This window comes from Parageobacillus toebii NBRC 107807, from assembly GCF_003688615.2.
Taxonomy (GTDB): domain Bacteria; phylum Bacillota; class Bacilli; order Bacillales; family Anoxybacillaceae; genus Parageobacillus_B; species Parageobacillus_B toebii.
The window spans coordinates 3160414-3174017 of the sequence record NZ_CP049703.1 but is presented as its reverse complement, the minus strand read 5'-3'; the positions used below and the strand labels follow the sequence as shown (position 1 = coordinate 3174017).

At 46.0% G+C, this 13604-nt stretch carries 12 protein-coding genes; all 12 read left to right on the top strand.

The genetic code is table 11. The features are described 5' to 3' along the window. Positions 1-18 precede the first annotated feature (18 nt). The 12 genes from DER53_RS16325 (at position 19) to DER53_RS16270 (ending at position 13569) form a co-directional block, all read left to right on the top strand. Positions 19-1014, top strand: coding sequence for a thiamine pyrophosphate-dependent dehydrogenase E1 component subunit alpha (locus tag DER53_RS16325; RefSeq protein WP_015864426.1), 996 nt, complete (start codon positions 19-21; stop codon positions 1012-1014). A 13-nt stretch (positions 1015-1027) separates the two neighbouring features. Continuing rightward, positions 1028-2011 (top strand): alpha-ketoacid dehydrogenase subunit beta, encoded by a 984-nt coding sequence (locus DER53_RS16320; protein WP_015864425.1) that lies wholly within the window; start codon positions 1028-1030, stop codon positions 2009-2011. Between the two features lie 59 nt (positions 2012-2070). Beyond that, the gene (locus DER53_RS16315) at positions 2071-3375 is read left to right on the top strand and encodes a dihydrolipoamide acetyltransferase family protein (protein ID WP_062752857.1); all 1305 of its coding nucleotides are present in this window, start codon (positions 2071-2073) and stop codon (positions 3373-3375) included. Between the two features lie 308 nt (positions 3376-3683). After that, positions 3684-5738 carry a methylmalonyl-CoA mutase family protein gene (locus DER53_RS16310; protein ID WP_062752856.1) on the top strand — a complete coding sequence of 685 codons (2055 nt, stop codon included), beginning with the start codon at positions 3684-3686 and terminating at the stop codon, positions 5736-5738. Then, positions 5731-7926, top strand: coding sequence for a methylmalonyl-CoA mutase (gene scpA / locus DER53_RS16305; RefSeq protein ID WP_015864421.1), 2196 nt, complete (start codon positions 5731-5733; stop codon positions 7924-7926). Before DER53_RS16310 ends, scpA begins: the two co-directional genes overlap by 8 nt. Beyond that, a complete protein-coding gene (gene meaB / locus DER53_RS16300; protein ID WP_015864420.1) occupies positions 7923-9023 on the top strand; it encodes a methylmalonyl Co-A mutase-associated GTPase MeaB in 1101 nt (366 codons plus the stop codon). The genes scpA and meaB overlap by 4 nt, the downstream gene beginning before the upstream one ends. A 40-nt stretch (positions 9024-9063) precedes the next feature. Continuing rightward, the gene (locus DER53_RS16295; RefSeq protein ID WP_015864419.1) at positions 9064-9495 is read left to right on the top strand and encodes a BrxA/BrxB family bacilliredoxin; all 432 of its coding nucleotides are present in this window, start codon (positions 9064-9066) and stop codon (positions 9493-9495) included. A gap of 228 nt (positions 9496-9723) precedes the next feature. Next, entirely contained in the window at positions 9724-10506 is a 783-nt protein-coding gene (locus tag DER53_RS16290; protein WP_062752855.1) for a transporter substrate-binding domain-containing protein, read from the top strand. Positions 10507-10578: 72 nt separating this feature from the next. Then, positions 10579-11238: an amino acid ABC transporter permease gene (locus DER53_RS16285; RefSeq protein ID WP_015864417.1), complete on the top strand. Its 660-nt coding sequence runs from the start codon at positions 10579-10581 to the stop codon at positions 11236-11238. Next, complete coding sequence (locus DER53_RS16280) at positions 11231-11953, top strand: amino acid ABC transporter ATP-binding protein (protein ID WP_015864416.1); 723 nt, start codon at positions 11231-11233, stop codon at positions 11951-11953. The genes DER53_RS16285 and DER53_RS16280 overlap by 8 nt, the downstream gene beginning before the upstream one ends. A 67-nt stretch (positions 11954-12020) precedes the next feature. Beyond that, positions 12021-12998: an aromatic acid exporter family protein gene (locus DER53_RS16275; RefSeq protein WP_062752854.1), complete on the top strand. Its 978-nt coding sequence runs from the start codon at positions 12021-12023 to the stop codon at positions 12996-12998. A 67-nt stretch (positions 12999-13065) separates the two neighbouring features. Next, positions 13066-13569 carry a L,D-transpeptidase gene (locus tag DER53_RS16270; RefSeq protein ID WP_015864414.1) on the top strand — a complete coding sequence of 168 codons (504 nt, stop codon included), beginning with the start codon at positions 13066-13068 and terminating at the stop codon, positions 13567-13569. Positions 13570-13604 lie beyond the last annotated feature (35 nt).

The following is a 13604-nucleotide window of genomic DNA, read 5'->3' as shown; positions in this document are numbered from 1 at the left end:
TAAAGGGAGGTTGTTTCGATGGCTGAAAATCGTCACCAAGCGCTAGGCTTAAGCGATGAAACGGTATTGCAAATGTATGAAACGATGTTGTTGGCTCGTAAAATCGACGAGCGTATGTGGTTATTAAACCGCGCTGGAAAAATTCCGTTCGTTATCTCCTGCCAAGGGCAGGAAGCGGCGCAAGTCGGCGCGGCGTTTGCCCTTGATCGTACGAAAGATTATGTTTTGCCTTACTACCGTGATATGGGCGTTGTTTTAACATTCGGGATGACGCCGACGGAATTAATGCTTTCCGCGTTTGCGAAAGCGGAAGATCCAAACTCCGGCGGCCGGCAAATGCCAGGCCACTTCGGGAAAAAGAAAAATCGCATCGTAACCGGCTCATCTCCAGTAACGACGCAAGTGCCGCATGCGGTTGGCATTGCGCTGGCGGCAAAAATGGAGAAGAAAGATTTTATCGCGTTTGTCACGTTTGGGGAAGGTTCATCAAACCAAGGCGATTTCCATGAAGGAGCGAACTTTGCCGGCGTGCATAAATTGCCTGTTATTTTCATGTGCGAAAATAACAAATACGCGATTTCTGTGCCAATTTCAAAACAATTGGCGTGCGAAAAAGTATCGGACCGCGCCATCGGTTACGGTATGCCGGGCTATACGGTAGACGGAAACGATCCGCTTGAAGTGTACAAAGTCGTGAAAGAGGCAGCTGATCGTGCCCGCCGCGGTGAAGGACCGACATTGATTGAAACGGTTTCCTATCGTTTAACCTCGCATTCTTCCGACGACGATCAACGCGCATACCGGTCCGAAGAAGAATTAGAAGAAGCGCGTGCCAAAGACCCGATTATTTCGTTTGCGAAATATTTAAAAGAAGCCGGTGTGTTAACAGACGAACTAGAAAAAGAAATTCATGACCGCGTCATGAAACAGGTGGACGAAGCGACCGATTATGCGGAAAAGGCGCCATACGCGGAACCAGAACATGCCTTAAAGTACGTATATGCAGAGAAGTAAGGGGGAATGGACGATGCCAGTGATTTCCTATATTGATGCTGTGACGATGGCGATTCGCGAGGAAATGGAACGCGACCCGCGCGTCTTCGTATTAGGAGAAGATGTTGGAAAAAAGGGCGGGGTGTTTAAAGCAACGCAAGGATTGTATGAACAGTTCGGCGAAGAACGTGTCATTGATACCCCGTTATCTGAATCTGCGATCGTTGGGGTCGGAATCGGTGCGGCGATGTACGGATTGCGCCCAATTGCTGAAATTCAATTTGCTGATTTCATCATGCCTGCGGTCAACCAAATTATTTCGGAAGCGGCGCGGATTCGCTACCGCTCCAATAATGACTGGAACTGTCCGATCGTCATCCGTGCTCCATACGGCGGCGGCGTTCACGGCGCCTTATACCATTCGCAATCAGTGGAGGCGATTTTTGCGAACCAGCCAGGTTTAAAAATTGTCATGCCATCGACACCATATGATGTAAAAGGGTTATTAAAAGCGGCGATTCGCGATGAAGACCCGGTGCTTTTCTTTGAACATAAGCGCGCGTATCGTCTGATTAAAGGAGAAGTGCCGGAAGGAGATTATGTATTGCCAATCGGCAAAGCAGACGTTAAACGCGAGGGCGACGATATTACCGTTATTACGTATGGATTATGTGTTCATTTTGCGCTGCAAGCGGCAGAACGGGTAGCGCAAGATGGCATTTCCGCGCACATCCTTGATTTGCGTACGGTATATCCGCTAGATAAAGAAGCGATTATCGAAGCGGCAAGCAAAACAGGAAAAGTGCTGCTGATTACGGAAGATAACAAAGAAGGAAGCGTCATGAGCGAAGTGGCCGCCATTATCGCCGAACATTGCTTGTTTGATTTAGACGCGCCAATTATGCGCCTTGCCGGCCCGGACGTCCCGGCGATGCCATACGCACCGACGATGGAAAAATTCTTTATGGTGAACCCGGACAAGGTCGAAAAGGCAATGCGCGAGCTAGCGGCGTTTTAAGCAGACGGATTTTTGCGATTCAAAATGCAGATTTGAACGGAGATAGGAGGTTATCCCACGTGGCAATTGAACAACTTACCATGCCCCAGCTCGGGGAAAGCGTCACCGAAGGAACGATCAGCAAATGGCTTGTATCTGTCGGCGACAAAGTAAACAAATACGATCCGATCGCCGAAGTTATGACAGATAAAGTGAATGCGGAAATTCCTTCGTCATTTACGGGCGTGATCAAAGAAATTATCGCGAATGAAGGAGAAACGCTGCCGGTTGGCGCCGTGATTTGTACGATCGAAGTGGAAGGCGAAGGAACAGCAGCGGAAGCGAAACAAGAGGAAGCACCGAAAGCAGAAGAGACAAAAGGAGCAGCTGCTCAAGCGCCAAAAAAAGCGGATCGGGCCAATAAAGGCCGCTATTCGCCAGCTGTTCTTCGCCTCGCTCAAGAACATAATATTGATTTAGAGCAAGTGCAAGGAACGGGACTGGGAGGACGGATTACGCGCAAAGATTTGTTAAAGCTCATCGAATCCGGAAATATTCCGAAAGCCGGTGGGCAGCCGGCCGCTTCATCCCAGCCTGCACCGCAGCCAACACCAGTGCAAGAAGCGCCGAAAGCAGAACCCGCAGCTGTTCCAAAACAGGCGGCGACAAGCGTTCCTGTTCATGCAGGCGACATCGAAATTCCAGTCACCCCTGTGCGCAAAGCGATCGCCACGAATATGCTTCGCAGCAAACACGAAGCGCCGCACGCATGGACGATGGTCGAAGTCGATGTGACGAACTTAGTGGCATATCGCGACTCGATCAAAGACGAATTCAAAAAACGCGAAGGCTTCAATTTAACATATTTTGCCTTCTTCGTCAAAGCGGTCGCGCAAGCATTGAAAGAATTCCCACAGATCAACTCGATGTGGGCAGGCGACAAAATTGTCCAGAAAAAAGACATCAACATCTCGATCGCAGTGGCAACAGATGATGCGTTATTTGTTCCAGTCATTAAGCACGCCGACGAAAAATCGATCAAAGGCATCGCACGCGAAATCGCCGAGCTGGCCGCAAAGGCGCGCGCCGGCAAACTTCGCCCGGAAGATATGCAAGGCGGCACGTTTACGGTGAACAACACCGGTTCCTTCGGCTCCGTGCAATCGATGGGCATTATCAACTATCCACAAGCGGCGATTTTGCAAGTGGAATCGATCGTCAAACGCCCGGTTGTCAAAGACGGCATGATTGCCATCCGCGATATGGTCAACTTATGTCTATCCCTTGACCACCGCGTTTTGGACGGCTTAATCTGCGGCCGCTTCCTTGCGCGCGTCAAAGAAATTTTAGAAAACATATCCAAAGATAATACGCCGATTTATTAATAGGAAAACCTCACCACAGCTTCGTTTGTGGTGGGGTTTTTCGTGTTATAATACTCCTAATACAAATCTTTTCTAAGAAGGGTTTATCGATAACTACAGCGGAGCTTTTAGAAAGCGGGGATTGCATTGGACCAGCCCTTCCTGATATTTGCCGTTTATTTTGATAAATTATCAAAAGACGGATTGCGTTTTGTTCATTGCTAGAACTCTCCTCATATATTACAATAAAAATATCAGCAATATTTTTAAAAATGAAAAAGAAAGCGATTTCTAAAGGATGGGAGAAAAGATATAAGGGGGAGAACGCATTGAGCGATATTTCAGCGATGAAGCAGCAGTCGTTTCCCATTCCAAGCCTCGAGGAATGGAAACAGGAAGTCGAGAAGTCGTTAAAAGGGAAGCCATTCGAAAAACTTTATTCGACTACATATGAAAATATCACGATTAAACCCATTTATACGCGTCAGGACATAGAGTCGCTTGCTCATGTCGAACAGTATCCAGGTTTTCCGGGCTATGTTCGCGGAACCAAGCCGAACGGATATATTCGCGAGCCGTGGAAGGTCAGCCAGGAAATTTCAGCTAGCAGTCCGACGGAGTGGAATGAAATCGTTAAACACGATTTGGAAAGAGGGCAAACAGAAATCCATATCGTGTTGGAACGGCTAGGTTTTCCGGTAACATCGGTTGACGATATCGAAGCCATGTTTTCCGGCATTTCTTTGGATAAATATTCGCTTCGCATCGATGCGGGGGTACAATCGCTTTCATTTTTGGCATTGCTTGCCGCCTATTTGCAAAAACAGCAAATACCATTTGACTCAGTGCGCGGAACGATTGGGATGGATCCAGTCGGTGCACTTGCGGAAAAAGGCCAGCTTTCAACCCCGCTTGCGGCATTGTATGACGTGATGGCCGATGTGACGAAATGGGCAAAAGAAAACATGCAGGGTGTAAAGACGGTCATTGTCCGCGGCGAACCGTACCATAACGGCGGGGCAAACACGGTTCAAGAATTAGCGTTTGCGTTCGCAACAGCGGTGGAATATATTCGTGCATGCTTGGACAGAGGATTGGTGATTGATGCCATTGCGCCGCAAATCCACTTTTCGTTTGCAATCGGTTCGAACTTTTTTATGGAAATCGCAAAGCTTCGCGCAGCAAGACTTGTTTGGTCCAACATCGTACAGGCGTTTGGCGGCAGCGAATCATCGCAAAAAATCGCGATGCATGCGCGCACGTCTTATTTTACGAAAACGGTTTACGATCCATATGTAAACATGCTTCGGGCGACGGTGGAAGCGTTCGCCGCAACCATTGGCGGCGCCGACAGTCTTCACGTCTCTCCGTTTGATGAAGCGATTGGACGCGCGGACGAATTTTCTCGAAGAATCGCCCGCAATACACAGCTTATTTTGTTGGAAGAAGCGCATATCGCCAATGTCATCGATCCGGCCGGCGGTTCGTACTATGTCGAAACATTGACGGCGCAAGTGGCGGAAGAGGCGTGGAAGCTGTTCCAGCAAATCGAAGAAAAAGGCGGTATCGTGAAAGCACTTCAAGACGGTTTTGTACAAGCAGAAGTGGAAAACGTCGCCGAACAGCGAAAAAATAATGTGAAAAAACGGAAAGAAAAGATTGTTGGAACGAACTTTTACGCCAACTTAGCGGAAGCGCCTGTGCAAAAAGCGAGTGAAAACAACGAAAACGATGAAAAACAACTATCTTCTTCCGCGCTAAACGAAGAAAACGTCGCGCAATTGCAAGCGGGATTCGGTGAAAAACGATGGATCGAGACAGCTATTTTTATGGCAGTTCGTCGAGCAACCGCTCAGGAAATCGAAGCGGCATTAAAAGCAGATGAAGCATCCGTAAGCGTCAAGCCGATCAAACAATGGCGCTTGGCTGAACCGTTTGAACAACTGCGCAAAGCTTCGGAAGCTCATCTTGAAAAACATGGAGCGCGTCCGACGGTGCATTTAATTAACATTGGCTCCATTCCAAACTATAAAGCACGCGCCGATTTTATTACCGGCTTTTTTGAAGCCGGCGGCATGGCAGTAGTGAAAAGCGAAGGGATACATACCGCTGAGAAAGCGGTGTCGGAAGCAATAAACGCAAACGGCACGCATTATATTATTTGCGGATCTGATGAAAGCTACACGGACATCGTTCCTGCCATCGCGAAAGCGTTAAAGCAAGCGAATTCAAATGTAAAGCTGTACGTGGCTGGAAAGCAAGCGCCGGATGTGGAACAATCATTCGTGCAAGCTGGCGTGGATGGTTTTATTCACATCGGTTCAAATTGTTATGAAACGATTGTATCGTTTATGAAGGAAATGGGGGTGGACCTCAATGAGTAAAAAGGTAGATTTTACAAATATTTCGCTGCGCATGCCGAAAAAAACGGCAGATGAACAGCAATGGAAGCAGGCGATCGAAGAAAAAGTGCGCGCGTCCATCGATGACTTATTGTTTCAAACAAATGAACATATCACCGTAAAACCGCTATATACGAAAAAAGATATCGAAGGCTTTGATTTTCTTGATTATATGCCGGGAATTCCACCGTATTTGCGCGGACCGTATCCATCGATGTACGTGAATCGGCCGTGGACGATCCGGCAATACGCAGGGTTTTCGACGGCGGAAGAAAGCAACGCATTTTATCGACGCAACTTAGCGATGGGGCAAAAGGGGCTGTCCGTTGCGTTTGACCTTGCGACCCACCGCGGCTATGACTCCGACCATCCGCGCGTCGTTGGTGACGTCGGCAAAGCGGGAGTGGCGGTCGATTCGATTTTAGATATGAAAATTTTGTTTGACGGCATTCCGCTTGATCAAATATCGGTATCGATGACCATGAACGGCGCGGTGCTGCCAATTATGGCATTTTATATCGTCACCGCCGAAGAGCAAGGCGTCACGCAAGATAAGCTTTCCGGAACGATTCAAAACGATATTTTAAAAGAATATATGGTGCGCAACACGTATATTTATCCTCCGGAAACGTCGATGCGCATTATCGCTGACATTTTTGAATACACTTCCAAATACATGCCAAAGTTTAACAGCATCAGCATTTCCGGATATCATATGCAAGAAGCGGGAGCGCCGGCGGATATTGAATTGGCGTATACGCTTGCGGACGGATTAGAATATGTTCGTACAGGATTAAAAGCAGGAATTGATATTGACTCGTTCGCGCCAAGATTGTCATTCTTCTGGGCAATCGGCATGAACTATTTCATGGAAGTCGCGAAAATGCGTGCGGCGCGCATTATGTGGGCAAAAATGATGAAAACGTTCAATCCGAAAAATCCAAAATCGCTCGCATTGCGGACGCATTCGCAAACATCTGGCTGGAGCTTAACCGAGCAAGATCCATTTAACAACGTTGTGCGTACATGTATTGAAGCGCACGCCGCTGCGCTTGGGCATACGCAGTCGCTTCATACGAACGCGCTCGATGAAGCGATCGCGCTTCCGACTGATTTCTCCGCGCGCATTGCCCGCAATACACAGCTTTACTTGCAAGATGAAACAGGCATTTGCAATGTCATTGACCCATGGGCAGGTTCTTACTATGTGGAAACGTTAACGAACGAATTGATGAATCGCGCGTGGAAGCATATTGAAGAAATCGAAAGCCTTGGAGGCATGGCGAAAGCGATTGAAACGGGGCTTCCGAAAATGCGCATCGAGGAAGCGGCGGCAAGACGCCAAGCGAGAATCGATTCTGGTGCGGAAACGATTATCGGCGTCAACAAATATCGCCCGGAAAAAGAAGAACCAATCGAGATTTTAGAAGTCGACAATACGGCGGTTCGGATGCGGCAAATCGAAAAATTAAAACAGCTGCGCGCTTCCCGTGATGAACAAAAAGTGCAGGAAGCGCTTGACGCGATTACAAAAGCAACGGAAACGGGAGAAGGAAACTTGCTCGAGCTTGCAGTACAGGCAGCGCGCGCCCGCGCGACATTAGGCGAAATTTCGTACGCGATCGAAAAAGTAGCGAAGCGACACAAAGCGGTCATTCGCTCGATTAGCGGGGTGTACAGCTCCGAATTCACAAATGAAGAACAATTCGAGCGAGTAAAGAAAATGACTAATGAATTTTATGAATTAGAAGGCCGCCGTCCGCGTTTAATGGTAGCGAAAATGGGGCAAGACGGCCATGACCGAGGAGCGAAAGTGATCGCCACTGCCTTTGCCGACTTAGGATTTGACGTCGATATCGGTCCATTGTTCCAAACTCCGGAAGAAACGGCGCGTCAGGCGGTCGAAAACGACGTCCATGTCGTTGGAATCAGTTCGCTTGCCGGCGGGCATAAAACATTATTGCCGCAATTAGTGGAGGAATTGCGGAAGCTTGGCCGCGAAGACATTATTGTCGTCGTCGGCGGCGTTATTCCGCCGCAAGACTATGAATTTTTGTATGAGCATGGAGCGGCGGCGATTTTCGGACCAGGCACGGTCATTCCAACCGCAGCGGAAAAAGTATTGAAAGAAATTTATAAACGTCTCGGCTACGAGGAAGTGAGGCAATGAACGGCGAACGGACGCATCGCCCTGAATGGGTGGAAAAAGAGAGAGAAAATGAGTTTGCGACCGCTTATGTGAAAACCACTGCTTCCGCTTCGCCAAAACGTTGGGTGAAGCGGAAAGAAAGGTCAGTAAAAGAATATGTCGAAGGCGTGTTGAACAATGACCGCACGATTTTAGCCCAGGCAATCACCCTTGTTGAGAGCAATGCGCCCAAGCATATGGACATTGCCCAACAAGTGTTAAACGAACTGCTTCCACATGTCGGAAAATCGATCCGCATTGGCATCACCGGCGTGCCGGGAGCAGGAAAAAGCACGTTTATTGAAGCGTTTGGCACGTTTTTATGCGAACAAGGGCACCGTGTTGCCGTATTAGCGGTTGACCCGAGCAGTTCTTTAACAGGCGGCAGTATTCTTGGCGATAAAACGCGGATGGAGTCGTTAGCGCGCCATCCGCGTGCATTTATCCGTCCGTCGCCATCAGGAGGAGCGCTCGGCGGTGTGCACCGAAAAACGCGTGAGACGATGATGCTTTGCGAAGCGGCAGGATATGATGTTATTTTGGTAGAAACGGTCGGTGTCGGGCAAAGCGAATTTGTCGTACGCGGCATGGTCGATTTCTTTTTAATGCTTGTTTTAACAGGAGCTGGGGACGATTTGCAAGGAATAAAACGCGGAATTATGGAATTAACCGATGCGGTTGTCATTAATAAAGCGGACGGAGACAATAAGCCAAAAGCGCTGGCCGCGCAAAAAGAGTATAATCAGATTCTTCATTATTTGCGCCCAGCAACACCAGGGTGGGAGACAAAAGCATATACGTGTTCGGCTCTTTTAGGAGAAGGCATCGAAGAAATTTGGAACGTGATTCAGAAGTTTGTAGAAACGACGAAACAATCAGGCGTGTTTGACATGCGCCGGCGCCATCAGCAAAAAGATTGGATTTACTCAATGATTAAAGATTATTTAGAAACGAGTTTCTTTTCCCATCCCGCAGTAAAAGAAAAGCTACCGGTCATTGAAAATAACGTTATTTCCGGAACACAATCCGTTACTTCCGCGGTGCGAGAGCTCATTAAGATATATGAAAGTAGGTCATAATGGAAAAATGTGATACGATAAGAAAAGGAGGTGCTTGAGCATGTTTCAATTTCCGCTATTTAATGATATCGTGGAACAATCGCGCCGCGAAATCGTGGAGGCTGGCTTTGAAGAATTGCGTACACCTGAAGAAGTGGATGCCGCATTTAAGCGACCGGGCACAACGCTTGTAATGATTAACTCGGTATGCGGCTGTGCGGGGGGCATTGCCCGTCCTGCAGCGGCGCATGCGATTCATTATGACAAACGTCCAGACCATCTTGTAACCGTATTTGCCGGCCAAGATAAAGAGGCAACAGCGCGAGCAAGGGAATATTTTGAAGGACAGCCGCCTTCTTCTCCATCTTTCGCTTTACTAAAGGACGGCAAGCTTTGTACGATGATTCATCGTCATGAAATCGAAGGGCACGAGCCGATCGAAGTCGTCCAAAAGCTGCAGGCGGCGTTTGATCAATATTGCGATGAAGTATAACGGAGCTGAATTTTTCAGCTCCGTTATTTATTTTGTTATTCTCAAAAAGCAAAAATAATTTATTTATAATTAAAAAATAGATTGCATAATTATTACTATGTGTGTTAATATACAAAACATAGAATATATATTCAAAAAAACAAGTATGTATTTTATTAATCTTCAAAACTTATTTCGCAATATTATAAAAATTATTTAAACTTTTGAGAAGAGAGGGAGAGACACCGTATGAAAAAATCATTGTTGCTTTTTATTGCTAGCATTTTATTAATTGGTTTGCTCTCGGCATGCGGCACAGGCGGAGAACAGAAAAACGGAAGCGGAGAACAAAAGAAAGTGTTAAGAATGGGTACTTCCGCCGACTATGCGCCATTTGAATATATCGATACCACAAAAGGCAATGAAATTATCGGGTTTGATGTCGATTTAGCAAAGATGATTACGAAAGAATTAGGATATGAATTTGAAATTGTCGATATGGACTTTACCGGGTTGATTCCGGCATTGCAGTCAGGAAAAGTAGATTTTGTATTAGCGGGGATGACTCCAACGAAAGAACGCAAGAAAAACGTTGATTTCTCGGATGTGTATTATGTAGCGCGAAACATGATCGTTTCCAAGAAAGGAAGCGGCATTAAAACAGTTGAGGATTTAAAAGGAAAAACGGTTGGTGTTCAAACCGGCTCGATTCAAGAAGGAGAAGCAAATAAAATTGCAAAAAAAGTTGACATGAAAATTGAAAGCCGCAACCGCATTCCGGAGTTAATTCAAGAGATTCAAGCAGGGCGCTTTGATGCAGCAATTATCGAAGATACAGTTGCAAAAGGGTATTTGAAAAATAGCAATGGCAAATTAGAAGGGCACACGATTCCAACAAGCGAACAAGAAGCAGGCTCCGCTATCGCCTTCCCGAAAGGCAGCAAGCTGCGCGATGAATTTAACAAAGTATTGCAAGAAAAAATGAAAAACGGCGAAGTGGACAAGTTGATTAAAAAATGGTTTGACCAATAATTTGTAATGCGTTCAAAAAGGGGGGTCCTTTTTGAACGTTTTCACTATGTTGCAAGGAAGGATGAAGGGTCGGTGAACTTAGATTTTTCACAAATTGTTCCATCAATTCCATTTATATTAGCAGGAATTGCAGTTACATTAAAAATTGTCGTTTTCGCGGTGTTGTTAGGGTTTGTGCTTGGAGTTATTTTAGCGTTAATGAAAATTGGCAGAATGAAGGTTTTGACATGGTTTGCCGATGCGTATACATCCGTATTTCGCGGCACGCCGCTTGTGTTGCAGCTTGTCCTTATTTATTTTGGAATACCGCAGCTTACCGGTGTTGAAATTGACGCATTTCCCGCAGCGGTCATCGCGTTCGGGCTAAACTCTGCCGCCTATGTTTCTGAAATCATCCGCGCCGGCATTTTAGCCGTTGATAAAGGGCAGCGGGAAGCGGCGCTGGCGCTTGGTGTTCCGTACAAGCTAATGATGCGTGATATTATTTTGCCGCAAGCGCTGAAAAATATTTTGCCGGCATTGATGAATGAATTTATTACATTGACGAAAGAATCTGCCGTTGTAACGGTAATTGGAGCGATGGATGTCATGCGGCGTGCTTACATCGTTGGCGGACAAGTGTATCGGTATATTGAGCCGCTGTTGATTGCTGGGCTTATTTACTACGTTTTAGTCATGCTTCTTACGCTGCTTGGCAAAGCGTTAGAAGGGAGATTGAGAAAAAGTGATTAAAGTAGAAGATTTGCATAAATCGTTTGGCAAATTAGAAGTATTAAAAGGAATTACAACAACGATTAAGCAAGGCGAAGTAGTGGCGGTTATCGGTCCATCTGGGTCAGGAAAATCCACGTTTTTACGCTGCTTAAACTTGTTGGAAGAACCGACAAGGGGGAGAATTTGGATCGGTGACGAGGAAATTACAGATAAAAAGACAAACATCATGAAAGTGCGCCAGCATGTCGGCATGGTGTTTCAGCATTTCCATTTGTTTCCGCATATGACCGTGCTTGAAAACGTCACGTATGCGCCGATTAAAGTAAAAGGAATGACAAAGGCCGAAGCGGAAGCGAAAGGAATCGAACTGTTGAAAAAGGTCGGATTGGAACAAAAGGCAAACGAATATCCAAGCCGGCTGTCGGGAGGCCAAAAACAGCGCGTAGCGATTGCGAGGGCGCTTGCCATGTCGCCGGATGTAATGTTGTTTGACGAACCAACGTCAGCGTTGGATCCGGAAATGGTCAAAGAAGTGCTTGAAGTCATGAAGTCGCTTGCCCATACGGGAATGACGATGGCGATTGTTACGCATGAAATGGGCTTTGCCCGCGAAGTTGCCGACCGGGTGTTGTTTTTAGACGGCGGCCAGCTCGTCGAGGACGCGCCCCCGCAAGAATTTTTCACATCTCCGAAAAGCAAGCGGGCTCAAGAATTCCTTGAAAAGATGCTATAATCAAGTACAATAAAAAGATGGTCCCTTGGATCATCTTTTTTACTTTTTTAAGCAGGAGAATGAAAAAATGGTGAAGATTGGATATCGCACAGCGAAAACAGCAATAGGCACCGCGCTTTCAATTAGCATCGCTCAGCTAGCGGGATTACATAATTTTGCTTCTGCCGGCATCATTACGATTTTATGCGTTCAAGTAACGAAAAAAAGATCGTTAAAAGCCGCATGGGCTCGTTTTGTCGCATGTGTTGTCGCGATGCTGTTTTCGTATATTTTTTTTCAAGGAATAGGGTATTACCCGTTTACCGTCGGATTGATGCTGCTCTTTTTTATTCCAACAACAGTGTGGTTAAAAGTAAATGAAGGGATTGCGACAAGTTCGGTTATTATTCTCCATTTGTACGCAGCAAGGAAGTTTACGTGGGAAATTATTTGCAATGAATTGTTGCTTATTTTAATCGGCATTAGTGTTGCCTTATTAATGAATATGTATATGCCAAGTGCGGAAAAGCAATTAAAGGAATACCAGCGCATTGTTGAAGATTTATTTCGCATTATTCTGAAGGAGATCGTTCGTTACTTGCGCACCAATGAAATCGATTGGGATGGAAAAGAATTGACGCTAGCAGGAGATATTTTACAAAAGGCAAAACTGCTTGCGATAAGAAATGTTGAAAATCATATGCTGCGAAGTGAAGAAGGATATTATCATTATTTTCGAATGAGAGAGAAGCAACTGGAAATTATTGAACGAGTATTGCCGCTTGTCACATCACTCACTTATACGGTGGAGCAACGCAACATTGTCGCCGATTTTATCGACAAATTAAGCGATGCCGTTCATCCGGGAAATACGGCAGACCGCTTTCTTCGTGAACTTCATTGTATGAAAAAAAGGTTTGAAACAATGCCTCTTCCAAAAACGCGAGAAGAATTTGAGGAACGGGCTGCTTTGCTGCACTTGGTGAAAGAACTTGAACAATATTTGATTATAAAAAGTCAATTTCGTGTTTCAGAAGGAAAAAAACGGGCTTCTGCTGCCATGTAACAAATATGTATGCCCACTCCCCTTTTGCCTCACACTATAACAAAGAAAAACAAAGGGTGTGGGAAATATGCGCTTTATATTAACAATGATGCTTATGTTATTTTCATTTTTATCCATCCCCGCTTCTGGGACGGCAGAAACAAAACCGTTTATTATTATCAATAAGGCGGTCAATCAACTCGCCTTTATTCATAACGGAAAAATTGAAGCCGTATATCCTGTCGCCACTGGTTTTAATGAGTCACTAACGCCAGAAGGATTGTTTATGGTTACTGTCAAGGCGGAAAACCCATATTATCGCAAACAAAATATCCCGGGCGGTGCGCCGAACAATCCGCTTGGAACACGGTGGGTTGGATTTAATGCTAGAGGAACGGACGGACGCATATATGGGATTCATGGAACGAATAATCCATCATCCATCGGAAAATATGTATCGAAAGGCTGTGTGCGCATGTACAATCGCGATGTCGAACAATTGTATGAAAAAATCCCGATTGGCACAAAAGTAGTGATTGTTCGCAGCAACGAATCGTTTTATGCAATTGCCAAACGGTATGGCGCACTATGACTATAAAAGGGCAAGCTCCGCAATAATGAAGCTTG